Source organism: Pseudoalteromonas sp. MMG012 (assembly GCF_018100875.1).
In the GTDB taxonomy this organism is placed as follows: domain Bacteria; phylum Pseudomonadota; class Gammaproteobacteria; order Enterobacterales; family Alteromonadaceae; genus Pseudoalteromonas; species Pseudoalteromonas aurantia.
Genome location: NZ_JAGJEF010000031.1, coordinates 21,187 through 43,426, shown reverse-complemented (window position 1 = coordinate 43,426; position 22,240 = coordinate 21,187). Strand labels below are relative to the sequence as shown.

At 43.7% G+C, this 22,240-nt stretch carries 2 protein-coding genes (1 of these 2 cut by a window edge); both read right to left on the bottom strand.

The window, feature by feature from the left end; all coding sequences use genetic code 11:
• On the bottom strand, positions 1-3,194 hold the beginning of the coding sequence (locus J8L97_RS12055) for a non-ribosomal peptide synthetase (protein ID WP_211049998.1). The gene continues 7,087 nt to the left of window position 1, outside the view; 3,194 of the gene's 10,281 nt are visible here — the first part of the coding sequence; the start codon lies at positions 3,192-3,194; its stop codon lies off the left edge, out of view.
• On the bottom strand, positions 3,194-22,240 hold the full coding sequence (locus J8L97_RS12050; RefSeq protein ID WP_211049996.1) for a non-ribosomal peptide synthase/polyketide synthase: 19,047 nt from the start codon (positions 22,238-22,240) through the stop codon (positions 3,194-3,196). Before J8L97_RS12050 ends, J8L97_RS12055 begins: the two co-directional genes overlap by 1 nt.

The following is a 22,240-nucleotide window of genomic DNA, read 5'->3' as shown; positions in this document are numbered from 1 at the left end:
GCAGCTGTTAGTTCATTAGTAGCAAGCAAGTCGCTGAAAATTTCAATCAGTTTAATTTCAGTGACACTTTGCGCGGCTTGCAGTATAGGCTTTTTAACTGTGTAAGGGCTAGGTAATGCTCGACGGTTTATTTTTCCATTTCGACTCAGAGGGAATGTAATAACAGACACATAGTATTGTGGCCTCATATAGGGTGGAAGTTGTGTGACTGCATGGTGCTCAAGTGTATTCTGTGTCTGCTCGGTATCATCACCACTAGACACAAAGTAGCAAACTAAATATTGATTTTCCTCATTTTCATGTAACAAGGTAACAGTTTGCTGTACCCCCTCACACTGGCTGAGTTGGGTATCAATTTCACCGAGTTCAACACGATGCCCTCGAATTTTGATTTGTTGGTCATTACGCCCTATAAACTCCAGCTGGCCTTCACAATTCCAACGTACCAAATCCCCTGACTTATAATAACGTAGAGAACTCCCTATATTTAGCACATCTGTTTTAAAGCACTGCTTATTAAGTTCGGCCCTTTGCCAATAGCCTTTAGCCACGCCAACACCACCAATCCACAACTCACCTATACCACCAGGCACTTGCAATTGTTGTTTGTCATCCAATACAACTAGCTGAGTATTCGTCATTGGCTTACCAATAGGTACCTGAGAAAAGCTTGCCAATGTCTCTACCTCTAAAGGATATAAACAACAGCCAACTACCGTCTCTGATGGACCATAGTGGTTAAATAATTGGCTATTAGGGAAAGCATGACACAATGCCGTAGCTAACTTTTGTGGTAGCGCCTCCCCCCCGATGACTAATACACACGTAGCGTGGACAGTTTTTCCTTCTAATATATGCAAAAGAGCGTGGCAATGGCTGGGGGTCATTCTCAGTAACACACCATTACCTTTTAGCTCCAAAAGCGTTGCTGCCAATTCAAAAATCACATCTTCTTCTGACAAGAACGTCACACAATCGCCGTTAAGTAGAGGAAGGTATAAGCTGGGTACACTGATATCAAAAGCCGGCTCTGTCACGAGCAACGCACCTAATAAGTTGCTTGTATAATAGTATTTATTCGCAAAAGCACAGTAATCCACTAACCCTAGCTGAGAAATTTCAACCCCTTTAGGCTTACCCGTTGATCCTGAGGTATAAATCAAATAAGCGATATCATCTAACTTAGGTACTGTTAAAGAAGCTTGCTCGAATTCGCATAACCAATCTGAGTCTAAACAATCATCCATTAACATGACATCGCAACCTTCACTCGATACCAATGTCATTAAGTTGCTTTGTGTTATAAGTAGTTCAGCATTAACGTCTTTCAATATTCCACCAAGCCGAGCTTCACCACTAGATTTATCTAACGGAACATAGGTTGCTCCAGATAACTGTACTGCCAATAATGCAATTAATAAGTCCACCTCTTTTGGCAGTAAAATCGCAACATGATCATCTAAACCAATTTCTTGATCCTCTAAATACCAGGCTAAATTTTTTGCTTTTTGCACTAGCTCTGAGTAATTTAATGAATTGTCGCCTGATCGAACGGCTATATTCTCTGGTGTTAACAATGCTTGTTGTAAAATTTGTTGGCTTATCGGTAAGTTTATTTGTTGTTGTTCTTTTCCTGTGCCCATCGCTAGTAGTGCTTGACTAGCTTGCTTGCTCAACAATGACGGAATAGGTTCGCCAGACTGATGAGTGGACAATGCTGACAAAAGCTGCACCATCGAGTCAGATAAACGTACAATAGACTCTTCATTAAACAGCTCGCACTTATAGTTCCAATCGAGCTGAAGTACACCATGTTCTTCGAACACAGTAAGGTCTAAATCATACCGTACTGAGTTCTCTTGCGACTTTAACGGCCGGATCTGTAAATCAGGTAAACTGAATTCAGACTGCTGATAATTTTGTAGTACAAATTTCACTTGTGCTAAAGGGTTATATGCCAAACTTCGTATTGGTTGTAGTGCGTCAACAACCTGATCGAAAGGTACTTCTTGATGTCCGAATGCTTGTTGGATCTGGTTTTTATTTGCAGCCAAGTATTGCCAAAAATCTCCTGCTTGCGGAATTGTCGAACGCAAAACTACCGTGTTCAAGAAACAGCCAATCAGTGACTGCACCTCTTCTCTTTCCCGTCCCGCAACAGGGGTTGCCATTACAATATCTTGCTCGCCACTAAAGCGAGACAAAATATAAGCAAATGCAGTCTGTAACAATATGAATAAAGTAACACTATGCGCCTTCGCCAACTCTCCTAATTGCTCGGTCAACTCAAGCCCTAATGGCACTTGCATCGTTTTTGATGTAAAGCTTTGTTGCTTAGGTCTCGGTCTATCAAGGGGTAAATTATGGATATCAGGTAAGTCAAAAAGGTATTCACGCCAAAAATCTAACTGCTGTGCTAAAGTTTGTTCATCCATTCGCTGAGTTTGCCAATGTGCATAATCAGCATATTGAATAGATAATGGCGTTAAACTCGACACTTGCCCTGTACTAATTTTCTGGTAGAGCTCTAAAAACTCTTTTGATAAAACCTCAATTGACCAACCATCAGAGGCGATATGGTGCATTGAAAATAATAAACAATGCAGCCCAGTCCCTCTATTTACACACGTCACCCGTAACATTATATCCGAGCTCAAATCAAACGAGTGGTACGCCTCAGCTTTAACCACATCTTGTAGCTGTGCGTGATAGTCCAAAGGCGTTAAATGGGAAAAATCCAAGACCTGTAATGGCACCTCAAAGTTATGATGTAAAAACTGTTGCGCTTGCCCATCCTGTTCATAATACCCGCATCTGAGTACCTCATGCCGTATAATTATTTCACGTAACGCAAGGCGAACTACATCAAGATCTAACTGGCCCTCTACATCAAATGCTGTAAATATGTTGTACTCGCTGCTGTTCCCTTCGCCCAGTTGGTGCAAAAACCAAAGCCGAGACTGAGATAACGATAAAGGCCTGTGCTCAATGTTTGGTCTAATCGAAATTGCATTTGTGACAGGTCGCTCTGCACTGTGATGCAAATAAGCAATGATTTGTTCTTTATGCTCTCCTATTGCTGCCTTTAACTCTGGTGTAAGCGCACCTTTTGGTGCAGTAAACTTCAGCTTTTGCTTTTCTAGGTACAGCTTAACGCCAGCGGCCAGTGCCATTTTTATTATTTTTTGAACCATTAAAACTCTCCAGATTCCATGTCTTCTTCAAGCTCAAACGCGTTATCTAAGCTGTTATTTTTTTGTGCCAGTTCAATTGCTAAAGCTATTTCAGCAACAGTTGGATAAGTAAACAAAAACAATAATTCCAACTGAGTAACAAAATGGGCTTCAATGGCATTTTTAAATGCAATCAATGAAATTGAACTACCCCCTAATTCAAAAAAGTTATCATGAATGCCTGGAGGCTCATGTAACCCAAGCGTAAGTTGCAATAGGTCAACTAATTCGACTTCAATTTCATTACTAGGAGCAACATAGCGACTGCCGCTACTCGCAATTGGGGAGGGTAAATTTGCTTTATCAATTTTGCCATTATTAGTAAGAGGTAACACTTTAAGGACGGCCCAACGACTCGGTTGCATATAGTTAGGTAATTGTGATTTCAACCAAGCTTTAATTTCATCAACCAACGCTTCCGTATCGCCACCTTCCTTGTTAATTAACCAAGCATCTAAGTGTTGTTGTGACTCGTCCACTTTAACAACCGCGCCATCCAAACGGTCATGTAAGGCCAATCGCAACTCAATTTCTGTTAACTCAATTCGGAACCCTTTAAATTTAACCTGAGCATCACGTCGCCCAAGAAATTCGATATTACCATCGCTTCGATAGCGTGCCATATCTCCGGTTTTATAAAGTTTACCCGCTTCTGATTGACACCATGGATCAGATAAAAAAGCCGCCGTTGTTAATTCGTTCTTGCGCCAATAACCTCGACCAACTTGCGTACCACCAATATAAATCTCTCCTTTTATACCAGGCGCTTGCAATCGTTGCTGTTCATCCAAAATATAAATTCGGTTATTCCCATCCGCTTGACCTATAGAGAGGAGTTCACCATAGTCTTTATCCTTCTCAACGATTAAATGTGAAACCGTCACTGTGGTTTCAGTTGGGCCATACGTATTCGTCAGCTGTGGTAATTTACCTTGCTGCGTAAACCACTGGTTAACACTGTGCAACTGTAACCCCTCTCCGCCTACAATGACGGTCTGTAACGTACTAGGAACAGATTGCGTTGGCACTTGCATCAGCTGGTGAAAAAATGCAGTTGGCAGGCTAACTAAGTTTATCTGATACTGTGCACAGAGCGCCCAAAACCCTGCGGTATCAGTTAGCCAAGTGTCATCACGTAATACGAGGGTCGCGCCAGTACTAAAAGTACCGAACACATCTTCAATAGAGATATCAAAACTGACAGCACTAAACTGCAAAATACGCATACCATTTTTGAGCTGATATCGGTCAACATGACCTGAAGTAAAATTCACCAGTTGCTGATGTTCAATCATTACTCCCTTAGGATTACCCGTTGATCCCGAGGTATACATTATATAAGCAAGTTGCCTACGCCCTATGTTAATAGCCGGTGCTTGACCCAGCTCGGAGTCAAATAGCACATTATTTTCATTCAAGCGCAATACTTGATAAAGCTTCTCTGGATGGATGTAACGCGACAGTTCAGCCTCTTCATTCAACAATAATAATGCTGGGTCGCAATCTTCTAATGTATACCGTAAACGGATATCAGGTTGCGTGATATCTATAGGTACATAAGCCGCACCCGCTTTCATTATCGCGAAGATAGCCACCATGAACATGGGCGTTCTCGGCAAGCAAATCGCGATTCTATCTTCTGATTGCACACCTTTACTTAGCAAATGATGTGCTAGCTGGTTTGATTTTGTCTCTAGCCAGTCATAGCTTAATGCGCGCTCACCCTCAATTAAGGCAATGCGTTCAGGGTAACGTAAAGCAATACATGTTAACTGCTCATGAAGTAAAGGAGCTAGATTATTTTGTACAGGCCTGTGATACGTTGATAATACATGCTGTTCTTGCGCAGGCGACAGCAATGACAATTCTGCCAGTGTGACATTCGCGTCCTCTGTACAATATTCCAGTACATTAAGAAAATAATCCCGCCACTGCTTCACAGCACAGCTGGCGTATAACTCATCTAAAAATTCAATTGTACAATTAAGGCCTGTGTGTGTTTCATCGACTATCAAGGAAATATCAAACTCAGATCGCCCCCCTGTTCTTGCCAATTCGGTGATGTGTAAATCAGGCAATTGAGTAGCTTCGTAAGCATAATGTAATGCAACCAGAGTTTGAAATACTGGGTGTTGATTTAAATTACGGTCTGGGTTTAAACGCTCAATTACTTGCTCTAATGGCGCATTTTGGTGTGCAAATGCTTTTGTACTGGTATCGCTAACTTGAGAAAACAGTTCAGATAGCGTCAATGTTGGCGTTACGTCTACTTTAAGTACAACCGTATTGACAAACAGTCCGATTAAATCAAAACATGCACGGTTATCTCTACCTGCAACTGGGATACCGATCTGTATCGTTTCGTTATCACTGAGTTTACTCAGTAATATTGCCCAGGCGGCGCTTAGTAACATATTTAAAGTTACTCCGTGCCTTTGAGCTGTTTGTTTTAAATCAAAGTACATTGAGGGTTCTAGAGTAAAGTGCTCTCGACTAGTAGTACCTGCAACTTTCGCAGACCGAGCGACGTCTGTAGGTAGTTTGAGGTCTTCACCCCGGACCTTCAAGGTTTCGCTCCAGTAATCCAAACTCGCTTGCAAAGCTTGTTTGTCTTGGTATTGCTGTTGCCACTGCGCATAATCAGCATATTGAATTGATAAAGGCGCTAATGTGGCTTTTGTTGCACTGCGCAGTGCTTGATAGTATTCAGTAAATTCTTGATGCAATACCTCGACCGACCAACCATCTGCAATAATATGATGCATGCTAATGAGCAAGACCGCCGCCTCTGCTTCACATTGAACGAGGCTTGCTCTGATCAGCCCTCCTGCTTGTAAGTCAAACCCCCGAACAGCTTCACTCTCTCGTAATATAGTCAGGTGTGCTTCTTGTGTTTTTGCATCCTTGTGCGTTAAATCATGCTGACGTAACGTAAATACTGAACTCTCCAGTACTTCTTGTCGTGGCGCTCCATCGCAGGTAATAAAACGACTGCGAAGTATGTCATGGCGTGCAATGATAGCCTGCAACGCTTTTTCAATGTACGCCGCGTCAATCTTCCCTTTAAGCTGCAATGCCGAACTCATTACATAGTGCTCACTCCCTGGCTGCATTTGCTCAATAAACCACAACCGCTGCTGTGCGTACGATAATACGCTGGGTTCGTTGCCCTCTCTGGGGCTGATCACCACTTGTTCCGTTTGTTCTTGTGACTCTATGTCTACCACTAAACTGTGTAAATTATGCTGACTAAAAATATCACTGAGTGCCAGCTCAACCCCAAACTCCGTTCTGATCTCTGCTTGTAGCTTCACACTCAACAACGAATGCCCACCCAATTCAAAGAAATGCTGATCTAAGCTAATTTCATCCTCTGACAATGATAATAATTGTGCACATATCTGTACCAACTTACACTCATTGACTGTTTTCGGCGCGACTCGTATGCGCTTCTGGCTATTTGGTGTCGGCAGTGATTTACGATCAACCTTGCCATTAGGAGTCAAGGGTAGCTGTGGCAACACCACCACTTGCTGAGGGATCATATAACTTGGTAAGTGTGTCCCTAATTCTTCTTGCACATAGCTATAACAGTATGAAGGTGATTGAGTCGTCACCACATAAGCCACTAAACGGCTTTGTTCATTCTCTCCTATAACTTGAACCACTGCTTCTTCAATTGCTACCAATGACAACAGTTGCTGCTCAATCTCACTCAACTCAATACGATGACCACGCACCTTAACTTGCTGATCTACGCGACCGACAATATCAAACGCTCCATTATCTGCCTGACGCGCTAAATCGCCTGTGCGATATAATGGTCCCTCATTATTCCCTAACGAAATCCCATCAATAAAACGCTCTGCTGTCAGCACATCTTGACCTAGATAACCGCAACTGACCCCATCGCCACCAATGTATAATTCACCGATACTGCCTTTCGGCTGGAGTTGATAACTGTCATTAAGGATATAAAACTGTGTATTCGCTATCGGTTGTCCAATATTCACAACCTCGCCTGATACACACTGTGCTGCAGACCATACGGTCGTCTCTGTGGGACCATATAAATTCCACACCGTGTGACCTTGTCCCTGTAACGCCATACTCAAACTGCTATCAAGCGCTTCCCCCCCACACAATATGTGCAACTGTGACGCAGCTTGCCAACGCCCCTCTGAAAGCAACATTTTCCATCCTGCTGGCGTTGCTTGCATCATGGTAATATCGCCTTGATTTAAGCGTGCCACTAACGCTACCGCATCCTGACGCATCGCATTATCGGCTAAGTGAACCGTCCCACCGACTAACAAAGGAAGATACAACTCCAATACATGAATATCGAAACTGATGGGCGTCACCGCCAACAATTGCGTCTCACTTCCACAGCGTAACTGTGCTGCCATCGCTGTTAAGAAGTTCACTACATTATGATGACTTACAGCAACACCTTTAGGCAAACCTGTGGACCCTGAGGTATAAATCACATAAGCACATGCCGTTGCAGCGCTCACATCAACGCATGACTGCACTAACGCTTGTGGGTACTGCTGACATTGCGCAATATCATATAATGATGCTTCCGCTGGTAAACGTTCATACAATGCCGGCTCACTGAGAACCAATGAAAGCCCACTATCATGTATCATATGCGCTAAACGGGCCCTTGGGTAATCTGGATCAAGCGGTACATAAGCGGCACCGACTTGCCATACACCTAATAGAGCTGGCAACAACGCCGTCGAACGTAATAGGCAAACTCCAACAAGATCACCCGCTTCAACTCCCGCTTGCTGTAATCCATAAGCAATTTGTTGAGCCTGTCTGTACAATGCTTGATAATCTATTGTCTGCTCAAGGCAACGTACTGCGGTTACAGCTGAGTATTGCGCCCCTGTATCACGCAACAACGCCAATACAGACTGTGCAGGGATTTCTTGTTTAGGTCCTTGCCCTTGCGCGATAACATGCGCTTGCTCCGTTGTATTCAATAATGCCAACTGACCAAGTTTCATCTGGGCTGGCATGGCCACTAACTTATCAAGTATATGAGTAAAGTGCCTAGCTAATGTCGCGATACGCTCCACACTAAAGCGTGCCGTGTTATAAATTAAATTAACAACTAGCCCTTGCTCTTCCCAGAACACATTAAAAGTCAGATCATATTCACTGTATAGCGTATCGGGTTCACATTCACTCACCTCCACGTTCGCCAGATCTAAAGATGTTTTTCGCTGACTGTGTAGGTTTAGCATAATTTGAAATAACGGTGCATGCGCTTGATTGCGCTCACTTTGCAGTTGCTCAACTAACCATTCAAATGGGGTTGCCTGATGTGCCTGGGCGCCCTGGTTAACCCGTTTAACTTGGTTAAAGTACTCTGCAATAGACTGCGTGCCCTCACAATTGAGTCGCAGCACGAGGTTATTAATAAAGCAACCAATAAGAGGAGCTAACTGGGGAGATAGGCGGTTAGCCACAGGGCTACCAATAACAATATCATTATTATTACTATGACGACTCAGTAAAATGCCGAGCGCACCATGGAGTAACATGAATAAAGTCATATTCTGCTGTTGAGCAAAATCAGTGAGTTTTTGGGCTTGGTAGGCACTGATGTCGATCGTATGTTGCTGACAAAGTAGCGATTGTTCAACCGTTCGCGGTGCATCACAAGGCAAATCATGCCGTTGCGGCAAATTTTCTAGTTGTGCCAACCAGTAATCCAAACTCGCTTGCAAAGCCTGTTTGTCTTGGTATTGCTGTTGCCACTGCGCATAATCAGCATATTGAATTGATAAAGGTGCTAATGTGGCTTTTGTTACACTGCGCAGTGCTTGATAGTATTCAGTAAATTCTTGATGCAATACCTCGACCGACCAACCATCTGCAATAATATGATGCATGCTAATGAGCAAGACCGCCGCCTCTGCTTCACATTGAACGAGGCTTGCTCTGATCAGCCCTCCTGCTTGTAAGTCAAACCCCCGAACAGCTTCACTCTCTCGTAATATAGTCAGGTGTGCTTCTTGTGTTTTTGCATCCTTGTGCGTTAAATCATGCTGACGTAACGTAAATACTGAACTCTCCAGTACTTCTTGTCGTGGCGCTCCATCGCAGGTAATAAAACGACTGCGAAGTATGTCATGGCGTGCAATGATAGCCTGCAACGCTTTTTCAATGTACGCCGCGTCAATCTTCCCTTTAAGCTGCAATGCCGAACTCATTACATAGTGCTCACTCCCTGGCTGCATTTGCTCAATAAACCACAACCGCTGCTGTGCGTACGATAATACGCTGGGTTCGTTGCCCTCTCTGGGGCTGATCACCACTTGTTCCGTTTGTTCTTGTGACTCTATGTCTACCACTAAACTGTGTAAATTATGCTGACTAAAAATATCACTGAGTGCCAGCTCAACCCCAAACTCCGTTCTGATCTCTGCTTGTAGCTTCACACTCAACAACGAATGCCCACCCAATTCAAAGAAATGCTGATCTAAGCTAATTTCATCCTCTGACAATGATAATAATTGTGCACATATCTGTACCAACTTACACTCATTGACTGTTTTCGGCGCGACTCGTATGCGCTTCTGGCTATTTGGTGTCGGCAGTGATTTACGATCAACCTTGCCATTAGGAGTCAAGGGTAGCTGTGGCAACACCACCACTTGCTGAGGGATCATATAACTTGGTAAGTGTGTCCCTAATTCTTCTTGCACATAGCTATAACAGTATGAAGGTGATTGAGTCGTCACCACATAAGCCACTAAACGGCTTTGTTCATTCTCTCCTATAACTTGAACCACTGCTTCTTCAATTGCTACCAATGACAACAGTTGCTGCTCAATCTCACTCAACTCAATACGATGACCACGCACCTTAACTTGCTGATCTACGCGACCGACAATATCAAACGCTCCATTATCTGCCTGACGCGCTAAATCGCCTGTGCGATATAATGGTCCCTCATTATTCCCTAACGAAATCCCATCAATAAAACGCTCTGCTGTCAGCACATCTTGACCTAGATAACCGCAACTGACCCCATCGCCACCAATGTATAATTCACCGATACTGCCTTTCGGCTGGAGTTGATAACTGTCATTAAGGATATAAAACTGTGTATTCGCTATCGGTTGTCCAATATTCACAACCTCGCCTGATACACACTGTGCTGCAGACCATACGGTCGTCTCTGTGGGACCATATAAATTCCACACCGTGTGACCTTGTCCCTGTAACGCCATACTCAAACTGCTATCAAGCGCTTCCCCCCCACACAATATGTGCAACTGTGACGCAGCTTGCCAACGCCCCTCTGAAAGCAACATTTTCCATCCTGCTGGCGTTGCTTGCATCATGGTAATATCGCCTTGATTTAAGCGTGCCACTAACGCTACCGCATCCTGACGCATCGCATTATCGGCTAAGTGAACCGTCCCACCGACTAACAAAGGAAGATACAACTCCAATACATGAATATCGAAACTGATGGGCGTCACCGCCAACAATTGCGTCTCACTTCCACAGCGTAACTGTGCTGCCATCGCTGTTAAGAAGTTCACTACATTATGATGACTTACAGCAACACCTTTAGGCAAACCTGTGGACCCTGAGGTATAAATCACATAAGCACATGCCGTTGCAGCGCTCACATCAACGCATGACTGCACTAACGCTTGTGGGTACTGCTGACATTGCGCAATATCATATAATGATGCTTCCGCTGGTAAACGTTCATACAATGCCGGCTCACTGAGAACCAATGAAAGCCCACTATCATGTATCATATGCGCTAAACGGGCCCTTGGGTAATCTGGATCAAGCGGTACATAAGCGGCACCGACTTGCCATACACCTAATAGAGCTGGCAACAACGCCGTCGAACGTAATAGGCAAACTCCAACAAGATCACCCGCTTCAACTCCCGCTTGCTGTAATCCATAAGCAATTTGTTGAGCCTGTCTGTACAATGCTTGATAATCTATTGTCTGCTCAAGGCAACGTACTGCGGTTACAGCTGAGTATTGCGCCCCTGTATCACGCAACAACGCCAATACAGACTGTGCAGGGATTTCTTGTTTAGGTCCTTGCCCTTGCGCGATAACATGCGCTTGCTCCGTTGTATTCAATAATGCCAACTGACCAAGTTTCATCTGGGCTGGCATGGCCACTAACTTATCAAGTATATGAGTAAAGTGCCTAGCTAATGTCGCGATACGCTCCACACTAAAGCGTGCCGTGTTATAAATTAAATTAACAACTAGCCCTTGCTCTTCCCAGAACACATTAAAAGTCAGATCATATTCACTGTATAGCGTATCGGGTTCACATTCACTCACCTCCACGTTCGCCAGATCTAAAGATGTTTTTCGCTGACTGTGTAGGTTTAGCATAATTTGAAATAACGGTGCATGCGCTTGATTGCGCTCACTTTGCAGTTGCTCAACTAACCATTCAAATGGGGTTGCCTGATGTGCCTGGGCGCCCTGGTTAACCCGTTTAACTTGGTTAAAGTACTCTGCAATAGACTGCGTGCCCTCACAATTGAGTCGCAGCACGAGGTTATTAATAAAGCAACCAATAAGAGGAGCTAACTGGGGAGATAGGCGGTTAGCCACAGGGCTACCAATAACAATATCATTATTATTACTATGACGACTCAGTAAAATGCCGAGCGCACCATGGAGTAACATGAATAAAGTCATATTCTGCTGTTGAGCAAAATCAGTGAGTTTTTGGGCTTGGTAGGCACTGATGTCGATCGTATGTTGCTGACAAAGTAGCGATTGTTCAACCGTTCGCGGTGCATCACAAGGCAAATCATGCCGTTGCGGCAAATTTTCTAGTTGTGCCAACCAGTAATCCAAACTCGCTTGCAAAGCCTGTTTGTCTTGGTATTGCTGTTGCCACTGCGCATAATCAGCATATTGAATTGATAAAGGTGCTAATGTGGCTTTTGTTACACTGCGCAGTGCTTGATAGTATTCAGTAAATTCTTGATGCAATACCTCGACCGACCAACCATCTGCAATAATATGATGCATGCTAATGAGCAAGACCGCCGCCTCTGCTTCACATTGAACGAGGCTTGCTCTGATCAGCCCTCCTGCTTGTAAGTCAAACCCCCGAACAGCTTCACTCTCTCGTAATATAGTCAGGTGTGCTTCTTGTGTTTTTGCATCCTTGTGCGTTAAATCATGCTGACGTAACGTAAATACTGAACTCTCCAGTACTTCTTGTCGTGGCGCTCCATCGCAGGTAATAAAACGACTGCGAAGTATGTCATGGCGTGCAATGATAGCCTGCAACGCTTTTTCAATGTACGCCGCGTCAATCTTCCCTTTAAGCTGCAATGCCGAACTCATTACATAGTGCTCACTCCCTGGCTGCATTTGCTCAATAAACCACAACCGCTGCTGTGCGTACGATAATACGCTGGGTTCGTTGCCCTCTCTGGGGCTGATCACCACTTGTTCCGTTTGTTCTTGTGACTCTATGTCTACCACTAAACTGTGTAAATTATGCTGACTAAAAATATCACTGAGTGCCAGCTCAACCCCAAACTCCGTTCTGATCTCTGCTTGTAGCTTCACACTCAACAACGAATGCCCACCCAATTCAAAGAAATGCTGATCTAAGCTAATTTCATCCTCTGACAATGATAATAATTGTGCACATATCTGTACCAACTTACACTCATTGACTGTTTTCGGCGCGACTCGTATGCGCTTCTGGCTATTTGGTGTCGGCAGTGATTTACGATCAACCTTGCCATTAGGAGTCAAGGGTAGCTGTGGCAACACCACCACTTGCTGAGGGATCATATAACTTGGTAAGTGTGTCCCTAATTCTTCTTGCACATAGCTATAACAGTATGAAGGTGATTGAGTCGTCACCACATAAGCCACTAAACGGCTTTGTTCATTCTCTCCTATAACTTGAACCACTGCTTCTTCAATTGCTACCAATGACAACAGTTGCTGCTCAATCTCACTCAACTCAATACGATGACCACGCACCTTAACTTGCTGATCTACGCGACCGACAATATCAAACGCTCCATTATCTGCCTGACGCGCTAAATCGCCTGTGCGATATAATGGTCCCTCATTATTCCCTAACGAAATCCCATCAATAAAACGCTCTGCTGTCAGCACATCTTGACCTAGATAACCGCAACTGACCCCATCGCCACCAATGTATAATTCACCGATACTGCCTTTCGGCTGGAGTTGATAACTGTCATTAAGGATATAAAACTGTGTATTCGCTATCGGTTGTCCAATATTCACAACCTCGCCTGATACACACTGTGCTGCAGACCATACGGTCGTCTCTGTGGGACCATATAAATTCCACACCGTGTGACCTTGTCCCTGTAACGCCATACTCAAACTGCTATCAAGCGCTTCCCCCCCACACAATATGTGCAACTGTGACGCAGCTTGCCAACGCCCCTCTGAAAGCAACATTTTCCATCCTGCTGGCGTTGCTTGCATCATGGTAATATCGCCTTGATTTAAGCGTGCCACTAACGCTACCGCATCCTGACGCATCGCATTATCGGCTAAGTGAACCGTCCCACCGACTAACAAAGGAAGATACAACTCCAATACATGAATATCGAAACTGATGGGCGTCACCGCCAACAATTGCGTCTCACTTCCACAGCGTAACTGTGCTGCCATCGCTGTTAAGAAGTTCACTACATTATGATGACTTACAGCAACACCTTTAGGCAAACCTGTGGACCCTGAGGTATAAATCACATAAGCACATGCCGTTGCAGCGCTCACATCAACGCATGACTGCACTAACGCTTGTGGGTACTGCTGACATTGCGCAATATCATATAATGATGCTTCCGCTGGTAAACGTTCATACAATGCCGGCTCACTGAGAACCAATGAAAGCCCACTATCATGTATCATATGCGCTAAACGGGCCCTTGGGTAATCTGGATCAAGCGGTACATAAGCGGCACCGACTTGCCATACACCTAATAGAGCTGGCAACAACGCCGTCGAACGTAATAGGCAAACTCCAACAAGATCACCCGCTTCAACTCCCGCTTGCTGTAATCCATAAGCAATTTGTTGAGCCTGTCTGTACAATGCTTGATAATCTATTGTCTGCTCAAGGCAACGTACTGCGGTTACAGCTGAGTATTGCGCCCCTGTATCACGCAACAACGCCAATACAGACTGTGCAGGGATTTCTTGTTTAGGTCCTTGCCCTTGCGCGATAACATGCGCTTGCTCCGTTGTATTCAATAATGCCAACTGACCAAGTTTCATCTGGGCTGGCATGGCCACTAACTTATCAAGTATATGAGTAAAGTGCCTAGCTAATGTCGCGATACGCTCCACACTAAAGCGTGCCGTGTTATAAATTAAATTAACAACTAGCCCTTGCTCTTCCCAGAACACATTAAAAGTCAGATCATATTCACTGTATAGCGTATCGGGTTCACATTCACTCACCTCCACGTTCGCCAGATCTAAAGATGTTTTTCGCTGACTGTGTAGGTTTAGCATAATTTGAAATAACGGTGCATGCGCTTGATTGCGCTCACTTTGCAGTTGCTCAACTAACCATTCAAATGGGGTTGCCTGATGTGCCTGGGCGCCCTGGTTAACCCGTTTAACTTGGTTAAAGTACTCTGCAATAGACTGCGTGCCCTCACAATTGAGTCGCAGCACGAGGTTATTAATAAAGCAACCAATAAGAGGAGCTAACTGGGGAGATAGGCGGTTAGCCACAGGGCTACCAATAACAATATCATTATTATTACTATGACGACTCAGTAAAATGCCGAGCGCACCATGGAGTAACATGAATAAAGTCATATTCTGCTGTTGAGCAAAATCAGTGAGTTTTTGGGCTTGGTAGGCACTGATGTCGATCGTATGTTGCTGACAAAGTAGCGATTGTTCAACCGTTCGCGGTGCATCACAAGGCAAATCATGCCGTTGCGGCAAATTTTCTAGTTGTGCCAACCAGTAATCCAAACTCGCTTGCAAAGCCTGTTTGTCTTGGTATTGCTGTTGCCACTGCGCATAATCAGCATATTGAATTGATAAAGGTGCTAATGTGGCTTTTGTTACACTGCGCAGTGCTTGATAGTATTCAGTAAATTCTTGATGCAATACCTCGACCGACCAACCATCTGCAATAATATGATGCATGCTAATGAGCAAGACCGCCGCCTCTGCTTCACATTGAACGAGGCTTGCTCTGATCAGCCCTCCTGCTTGTAAGTCAAACCCCCGAACAGCTTCACTCTCTCGTAATATAGTCAGGTGTGCTTCTTGTGTTTTTGCATCCTTGTGCGTTAAATCATGCTGACGTAACGTAAATACTGAACTCTCCAGTACTTCTTGTCGTGGCGCTCCATCGCAGGTAATAAAACGACTGCGAAGTATGTCATGGCGTGCAATGATAGCCTGCAACGCTTTTTCAATGTACGCCGCGTCAATCTTCCCTTTAAGCTGCAATGCCGAACTCATTACATAGTGCTCACTCCCTGGCTGCATTTGCTCAATAAACCACAACCGCTGCTGTGCGTACGATAATACGCTGGGTCCTACTCTGTTTAAATGTTCTATAACCGGCACTTTACTCTGATTGGCTATTTGTTCATCCACCAGCTGTGCTAATAACTTCAAAGTAGCCTGTTGATATACCTCAGCAGCAGGAATAGCGACTTTAAAATACTCAGTAAGCACTGATGCCATTTTTATCAAAGAAAGCGAATGCCCACCAAGACCAAAAAAGTTGCTGTCACACCCGATTTCATGTACATCAATATCGAGGGTTTCAGCCCATAATTTTGCAATATCTGCTTCTGTCGTTGTTACTGGTGGTAGTAATGTGCTTTTCTGCTCATGATTAGGACTAGGAAGCTGTGTGTGGTCTATTTTACCATTGTGAGTAAGTGGCCAACTTTCTAATGTTATCCAAATTTGAGGTAACATATAACTAGGCAGCTGTTGTGCCAAAAAGCGCTTTACTTCGTCCAAGCTGTCGTGCTTTACAACGCCTTTAAACTGGACATAAGCAACAATACGTTTGTCTTCACCTTTTGCCTGTATCACCACTAAACTACTTGCAATAGCCTCATGTTGATTTACATAATTTCTGATTTCATCCAGTTCAATCCTAAAACCACGGATCTTAACCTGCTGATCAGCACGCCCGACAAATACCATGACGCCAGATGCTTGATAACGTACTAAGTCACCGGTACGGTAAATCACTTTCGGGGTTGAACTGCCTTTTTGGTAAAGTGGATTCACAACAAAACGTTCACGCGTGAGCTGTGGCTCATTTAAGTACCCCTTTGCAAGCCCATCGCCACCTACGCACAATTCGCCAACAGCACCGAATGGTGCAAGTTGTTCCCCTTGCAAAATATAAACATGATCACCAGCCAACGCTCGACCAATTGGAATCGCATCCAATGTTGCCTCTGTGATTAAATGACATGTCGTGAATGTCGTATTCTCTGTTGGTCCATAGCCATTTAAGAGCTGTACGTTAGGAAAAGTGGTCTTAAATTGATTAACCGCAGCAATATCCAATACATCGCCACCCGCAAGTACCTGTTTAAGTGCGTGCTTCTGCGGAAGCTGACGTGTCCACTGAGCAAACAACCCGGCGGTTAACCATAATGTATTAACTTGCCATTGCACGAGTAATTCATTTATAGATTCTAAAGTCACCAAAGGCCTTGTGTACATCACACATGAACCACCATTTAATAATGGGCCCCAAATTTCAAACGTTGCAGCATCAAATGCAACACTTGCGCAGTGCAAAGTCCTAGTTTGCGAATTTAACTCTACATAATCGACATCACATACTAAGCGGATTATTCCTAAGTGCGGTGTCAATACACCTTTAGGCTTTCCAGTCGACCCTGAAGTGTAAATTACATAAGCCAATTGATCTGATGAACCGGGTAAAGACAAGTTCTCATCTGAATATTGCAGCTCACATAACTGATGAAAGAATTGCTTATTCAAGACTAGTTCACAGCCTTGTGACATAGTAAAGCGTGGCTCATCTACTTGGTCAGTTACAATTAATTTAAGGTCCGCATCTGCCACTATGTTGGCAAGACGCTGCTGTGGCTGATTTCCATCAAGTGGCACATAAGCTCCTCCTACTTTGAGGATCGCTAACATCGCAACCACCATCTCTAGACTCCGTGAAGTACAAAGGCCAATGCACATTCCAGGGGTGATGTGATGATGCTCTAGCAAAAAATGAGCGAGACGGTTGGCCCGTCTATTAAGATCATCAAAACGATAGCTTTTGTTATCTGAAACAAGTGCTACATTTTCAGAAAACTGTTCTACGATACTCTCAAAGCGTTGATTCACATTGAGCGTTTTGGGATATTCGATGGTGCGTTTATTTAACGTGTGAACTAAATAGTCTTGATCTGATTGGCTCAGCATTGGCAAGTGATTGATTGTTTCATCACTATCAACTCGATTTATGACGCCCGTTAGTATATGCCAAAAATGCTGATCTAAAGTCTTAATATATGTGTCATCAAAACAATGCTCGTCGTATAGCCAAGTAAGAGACAATGCCCCATCCATATAATGGAACTCTAATTGTAAGTCGTATTTGGCTTGACTTGAATATGGCTGCTGCAATGACAATGTCACACCATCAAGCGCGAAGTGTTCAGGCCCTTTCCCTTGACCGAATCCTTGTATTTGCGTGAGCATAACCTGAAACAAGTTTCTTTCGCTATCTCCCCCTAATCGCTCAACTAACTGCTCGTAAGCAGCTTCTTGGTTTACCTGAGCCTGTTGGTTCACCAACTTAATATGTTCTAAGTAGTCAATAACGGGTTGATTAGCGACTGTCGTTCTAAGTACCAATATGTTTACGAAGAACCCGATCAACGATTGCGTCTGTTCAACAAGCCGGTTTGCAACAGCAGTACCAACAAAAACATCTTTACAATTTCCGTGCCGTGAAAGTAATAACGCCAATGCCCCATGAACAAACATAAACGGTGTTAACTGGCTATCATTTAAACTCTTAATTAATGGCTTTTGCAATGTGTCTGGCAAAACACTGCTATATATTCCCTGTTGCCCGCGTCGTGCTTCGCGTTTTGACACAGTTAAGTGCTCGACGTTTGTCACGTCTGCCAATTGCTGCTGCCAATACTGATATTGTGCAGTTAACTCACCATTAATTTCTTGTTGTTCTTGCCAATATGCATAGTCCCGATACTGTATAAGTAACGGCGCTAACGGTGGCTCCTTTGATGACAAGAATGCATGATAAGCCAATGACAGCTCTCGACAAAATACCTCTACCGACCAACCATCAGCAATAATATGGTGAAGCTTAATCACCAAGGTTCCCTCTTGTGCTATTTCTGCTGACAGGCTACGCCGTACTAATACACTCGCTATGAGGAGCATATCCTTTTCCAAGTTAAAGCTATGATCTTGTTGATGTTGAATATACGTTTGCTGCTTTACTCGGTAATCATTCATACTCAAATGGGTATAATCTAACACGCGACTATCACTGTTTGGCTGAGCTTGGCAAACTTGTACTGGTGATTGTGCTATCTTCACTATATTAGTACGCAGTATTTCATGGCGCTTGACCATGTACGCAAGCGCTTGATTGAAGCAAGTAATGTTGAGTGAACCTGAAAATTCAAATGCCGCAAGCATATTATACGCTCGACTATCCCCTTGTAACTGATCTAATGTCCAAAGTCTAAGTTGGGCTAGTGACATGGGGTACGAATCGGCCTGTGGTATTGCTTGTATGATTGAATTTGTTGCTAAGGCTGTGCCAGTCCTTATTTGCTCAGCTAACATCGCTAAAGTGGATGCAGAAAATAACGTTGATAAACTGATGTCGATCTGATGAGTACGCTTAATTTCAGACAGCATGTTAATTGCTAGTAACGAGTGGCCACCAAGAGCAAAGAAATCACTACTCGGTGTCATTCCTGACACAGGAAGCTCTAGTAACTTCGCCCAAAGTTCAGCTAAAAAAAGCTCATTCGCATCCATTTTCGTATTATTTTTATCTCTGTCATCAACCTCTATATCAGGCAGTGCTTTGCGGTCAACCTTTCCATTAGCTGATAAGGGCCACTGAACAACAAGTTTAAAGGCAGCAGGTTGCATATAACTTGGTAACTGCTTAACTAACCCTTGTTTGACTTGATGTATCAAATTTTCTGCCAAGTCTCCCAAGGGTTTAATATATGCGTGTAGGTATGACTCTCCTGCTGGTGACTTTATATGTACAACAATCGCAGAGTCCACCCCATGTACTTGACAAATATGGTGCTCAATTTCCCCAAGCTCAATTCGGTGTCCCCGTATCTTTACTTGGCTATTATTTCGGCCCAAAAACTCGATATTACCATCGCTTCTAAATCGGCCGATATCTCCCGTTTTATACATACGAGCATCAGGGTGTTTACTCCAAGGGTCTCTAAAAAAAGCTTGTTCCGTAAGATCTGGACGCTGCCAATACCCTCTTGCAACCTTACTACCACCAATATAAATCTCACCAGGCACACCAAAAGGGACAGGCTGTTTAGCGTCATTGAGAATATAAAGTTGCGTATTAGGATCGGCAATGCCGATAGGAATCCCAGCTCGTATATCTACTGTGTCGTCAATGTAAAAGCAACTCGCGGACACGGTTGTTTCTGTTGGGCCATAAGAGTTTATCAGTGGTGGATTGCGGTGCTCAGCTCCAAACCACGTAGCCACTTTATCAGTCGCCAGGGCTTCACCGCCGAGAATTATCAACTCAATACAATGAGGTACTCTACATTGATGTTCAACAACTAACCGGTGCCAAAATGCCGTCGGCAGACTTAGCAAATTTATTTGATATTGGTCGCAATAGTGCCAAAATATTTGTGCACTCCCTAGCCAAGCTTCACTTCGCAAAACCAGCGTTACGCCATGAACAAGTGCTGCAAATATTTCCTCAATGGCTGTATCAAAACTGACTGACGCAAATTGCAAGAACCGCTTACCTACATCAAGCTGATACTTTTGTTGCAAAGGTAAAATAAATGAAGATAACTGCCGGTGCTCAATCATAACTCCTTTGGGCTTTCCCGTAGATCCTGAGGTGTACATGAGGTAAATCAAGTCATCTGGTGACACCCCAACCTTGACACCTCTATAATTATATTGCTTAAGATCCAATTGTTCACAGTTAATGATCTCACAAATGAGACCATCTCCATTTTCTATATTTAATGCGCCATTCGTGTCGGTAAGACAGACTTTGGGACGCGCATCTTCCGCCATTGCTTGCAATCTCGGCAATGGCACAGCCATATCACAAGGGATGTACACTCCGCCAACTTTGGCAATCGCCAATATCGCGACAATTAGCGCAATATCACGCTGCTGATACACCAGCACTCTATCTTGTTTGCATACTCCCCTTGCTAACAGGCATTGCGCCATGACATCTGCATTGTATTCTAATTCTGCATAACTAATCTCGCGCTCTCCAGCAATGACAGCGGTGTGCTCAGGATAATCTGTCGCATAGTGAGAAATCTGATGATGAAGCAATACATCTGAATTAATGTTAGCTTCATCCAATGCTTGTGTAGACGTTGCTATCTTGGAGTAGTCTTGTGAACACAGAATTTCTAGTTCAGAAATCATCGTCATGTCGTCACGCAACGCGACGTCTTTTAGCACAACCAGAAGTCGTTGCAACAGTAAATCAGCCTCACTCTCATTAAAATAAGCAAGGTTATGATCAAGCATCAATGTCGGTAATTGTTTATCCCCGTACTCCCAGTACGTAATTGTGACTGGGGTGACTTCATGCTGATGAGATACATACTCTAGCGTTTCTTTTCCATCTTCAAAGTTAAGCTGACTATCTAGTTTTAAATAATTGAACGCAATATCAAACAACTGGTTATCTTTGCCTGAAACCCCAAGTGCTTTGATTAAATGGCCAAAAGGAAAACGTTGATGACGAAAGCATTTCTTCTGCACATTTGCTATGTATATAACAAAATCAAGTAACGCTTGCTGACTTGAACAACCCAATGTTGCTGGACTAATACTTGTAAATGCTCCCAACATACGCTTTTGTTTCGCACCATTTCGACTATGAAATGACAACCCAACATTGAGCTCACTTTGCTGATAAACTCTCGAAAAATAAATACTGACCCCAGCCAATACTAATTGAGCTATGCTTATGTCCCACGCTTTTGCTCGAGCTGTTAATACCAGCCGTAATTCTTCACTGATCGTAACTTGAGTCCGTTTGCTCGGAACCAGTTGCTGCTCCCCCCAAATAGCCATATGGGTACGACTAAATAAACGAGGCAACGATTTTATACCTTGTCGTAACCAGAATTCTTTGTCGGCATCATACTTATGGCTCTCTACATAACGCCTATCTTTGTCAACAACCTCAGTCCACTCGCCACTATCGACTTGCAATGAAGCAGTATCATCACGATAGTAATGGCTCAATAAATTAGCCCAATTTGCAAACCCCCAGCCATCCATCATGACATGATGTGCAATAGCAACATACCAATTGAGGTTTTCATTAATTTTAACTAAGTACGCATTATAGAGCGGCTGTTCATTCAATTCGAATGCCAGTGAAAATCGAGTTTCTAGCCAACGCTTCGCACTATTTAGTGGTTCCTGATGTTGAGAAAAGTCCAGCACCTCAAATCTAGATGGTCGATTATCACAAAAATACTGTGATAATCCTGCCTCACTGTTACAAATACGCAGGCCAAATATTTCGTGATTATTGACTAAGCGCTCATGCGCAACCTTTAAGCACTTTTCATCAACGGTACTGAGCTTAATATAACCGCCTACATTATAAAGAGGATGGTTAACATATTGCTGCTGATCTAAATAAATATCACTTTGCGTAAAACTCAGGGGCACATGTTTTTTTGGCTTATGCTGTTGTCCATACAT